The organism is Thioclava sp. F42-5 (assembly GCF_002213195.1).
Taxonomy (GTDB): Bacteria; Pseudomonadota; Alphaproteobacteria; order Rhodobacterales; family Rhodobacteraceae; genus Thioclava; species Thioclava nitratireducens.
In genome coordinates, this window is sequence record NZ_NBNZ01000014.1 from 2,501 (window position 1) to 5,695 (window position 3,195).

The 3,195-nt window shown below is 54.1% G+C and carries 1 tRNA gene and 2 rRNA genes (1 of these 3 running past the window's edge); all 3 read left to right on the forward strand.

Annotation, left to right across the window (positions count from 1 at the left end):
- A 23S ribosomal RNA gene (locus B6V74_RS18615) occupies window positions 1-2,662 on the forward strand (it extends 171 nt beyond the left edge of the window).
- An 88-nt stretch (window positions 2,663-2,750) separates the two neighbouring features.
- Window positions 2,751-2,865, forward strand: a 5S ribosomal RNA gene (rrf, locus tag B6V74_RS18620).
- Window positions 2,866-3,060: 195 nt separating this feature from the next.
- Window positions 3,061-3,137 (forward strand) — tRNA-Met (locus B6V74_RS18625).
- Window positions 3,138-3,195: the final 58 nt, after the last annotated feature.

Consider the following 3,195-nt stretch of genomic DNA (forward strand, 5'->3'; position numbering starts at 1 on the left):
TCCAAAACAGGTACTTTTAACCTGAATACATAGGGTTATAAGAGCGAACCCGGGGAACTGAAACATCTAAGTACCCGGAGGAAAGGAAATCAACAGATACTCCGCTAGTAGTGGCGAGCGAACGCGGACCAGCCGAGCCATGAGAATGACCAGAATGATCTGGAAAGATCAGCCAGAGCGGGTGACAGCCCCGTATGGGAAGTTCAATTGGACGTATTAAGTAGGGCGGGACACGTGTAATCCTGTCTGAAGATCGGGGGACCACCCTCGAAGGCTAAGTACTCCTTACTGACCGATAGCGAACCAGTACCGTGAGGGAAAGGTGAAAAGCACCCCGACGAGGGGAGTGAAACAGTTTCTGAAACCGGACGCCTACAAGCAGTCGGAGGAGCCTCGAGCTCTGACGGCGTACCTTTTGTATAATGGGTCAACGACTTGGTCTATCGAGCAAGCTTAAGCCGTTAGGTGTAGGCGTAGCGAAAGCGAGTCTTAACAGGGCGAATTTAGTTCGATGGATCAGACCCGAAACCAGATGATCTAGCCATGTGCAGGCTGAAGGTGAGGTAACACTCACTGGAGGGCCGAACCGACACCCGTTGAAAAGGGTCCGGATGACGTGTGGCTAGGGGTGAAAGGCCAATCAAATCTGGAGATAGCTGGTTCTCCGCGAAAGCTATTTAGGTAGCGCGTCGATTGTATTCTCCCGGGGGTAGAGCACTGCATGGATGATGGGGGCCCACAGCCTTACTGAGTCTAAGCAAACTCCGAATACCGGGAAGAACTGATCGGCAGACACACGGCGGGTGCTAACGTCCGTCGTGGAGAGGGAAACAACCCTGACCAACAGCTAAGGCCCCCAATTCATGGCTAAGTGGGAAAGCATGTGAGACTTCCAAAACAACCAGGAGGTTGGCTTAGAAGCAGCCATCCTTTAAAGATAGCGTAACAGCTCACTGGTCTAGTCAAGAGGTCTTGCGGCGAAGATGTAACGGGGCTCAAGCCATGAGCCGAAGCTTTGGATGCACAGTGATGTGCGTGGTAGCGGAGCGTTCTGTGATATAGAACGCTGCCTCCTTACTCCCCTCGGGGATATTGGAGGCAATGTTCTGACTGTGAAGCCGGGCCGTAAGGCATCCGGTGGAGTGATCAGAAGTGAGAATGTTGACATGAGTAGCGACAAACAGGGTGAGAGACCCTGTCGCCGAAAGTCCAAGGGTTCCTGCTTAAAGCTAATCTGAGCAGGGTAAGCCGGCCCCTAAGGCGAGGCCGAAAGGCGTAGTCGATGGGAACCAGGTTAATATTCCTGGGCCATGTGGTGGTGACGGATCTGAGCCGTTGTTCGATCTTATCGGATTGATCGGGCAGCCAACAGGTTCCTGGAAATAGCCCCACTATCGGACCGTACCCGAAACCGACACAGGTGGACTGGTAGAGAATACCAAGGCGCTTGAGAGAACCACGTTTAAGGAACTCGGCAAAATGCCTCCGTAAGTTCGCGAGAAGGAGGCCCGCTTCGTACGCAAGTATGGGGCGGGGGCACAAACTAGGGGGTGGCGACTGTTTACTTAAAACACAGGGCTGTGCGAAGCCGTAAGGCGACGTATACAGTCTGACGCCTGCCCGGTGCCGGAAGGTTAAAAGGAGGAGTGCAAGCTCCGAATTGAAGCCCCGGTAAACGGCGGCCGTAACTATAACGGTCCTAAGGTAGCGAAATTCCTTGTCGGGTAAGTTCCGACCTGCACGAATGGCGTAACGATCTCCCCGCTGTCTCAAACGTGGACTCAGCGAAATTGAACTGTGTGTCAAGATGCACACTACCCGCGGTTAGACGGAAAGACCCCATGAACCTTTACTATAGCTTCGCACTGGCATCAGGCATGTGATGTGCAGGATAGGTGGTAGGCTTTGAAACGGGGACGCCAGTCTCCGTGGAGCCATCCTTGAGATACCACCCTTCGCCTGCTTGATGTCTAACCGCGGTCCCTTATCGGGATCCGGGACCCTGCGTGGTGGGTAGTTTGACTGGGGCGGTCGCCTCCCAAAGTGTAACGGAGGCGCGCGAAGGTTGGCTCAGACCGGTCGGAAATCGGTCGTTGAGTGCAATGGCAGAAGCCAGCCTGACTGCAAGACTGACAAGTCGAGCAGAGACGAAAGTCGGCCATAGTGATCCGGTGGTCCCGAGTGGAAGGGCCATCGCTCAACGGATAAAAGGTACTCTGGGGATAACAGGCTGATGATGCCCAAGAGTCCATATCGACGGCATCGTTTGGCACCTCGATGTCGGCTCATCTCATCCTGGGGCTGGAGCAGGTCCCAAGGGTACGGCTGTTCGCCGTTTAAAGAGGTACGTGAGCTGGGTTTAGAACGTCGTGAGACAGTTCGGTCCCTATCTGCCGTGGGTGTAGGATACTTGAGAAGAGTTGCCCCTAGTACGAGAGGACCGGGGTGAACGGACCACTGGTGGACCAGTTATCGTGCCAACGGTAGTGCTGGGTAGCTATGTCCGGACAGGATAACCGCTGAAAGCATCTAAGCGGGAAGCCCCCTTCAAAACTAGGTATCCCTTGAGGGCCGTGGAAGACCACCACGTCGATAGGCTGGAGATGTAAGCGCGGCAACGCGTTCAGTTGACCAGTACTAATTGCCCGATTGGCTTGATTTGATCCGGTAGTAGCCAGACCTCTGGTAACCGATCAAACAGCATGCACAATACAAAGTGTACGACTTGAACTTCATCGCTTCTTCCTCGGTTTGGTGGTCATAGCACGAGCAAAACACCCGGCTCCATTCCGAACCCGGCCGTTAAGTGCCGTCGCGCCAATGGTACTGCGTCTTAAGACGTGGGAGAGTAGGTCACCGCCAAACCTAGAAAGAAGCGACGAAAAACTTCATCTCTCGAAAAACGATGACAAACAAAATCCCGATCGCAAACACTAAATGCCCTCGGGAATAAACGCGGGATCGAGCACCCCGCAAGCGAGACAAACTCTCCTCGAGAGTTTGAAAAACGCGATCGCCGCGTCAGGCTCATAACCTGACAAAAGGCAAAAGCTCAACGGACGCGGGATGGAGCAGCCCGGTAGCTCGTCAGGCTCATAACCTGAAGGTCGTAGGTTCAAATCCTACTCCCGCAACCAATTCTACCGAACTCGGGTCAAGACGCTGCGCAGCCGCCTTCGGGCGGTCTCTTGCGTT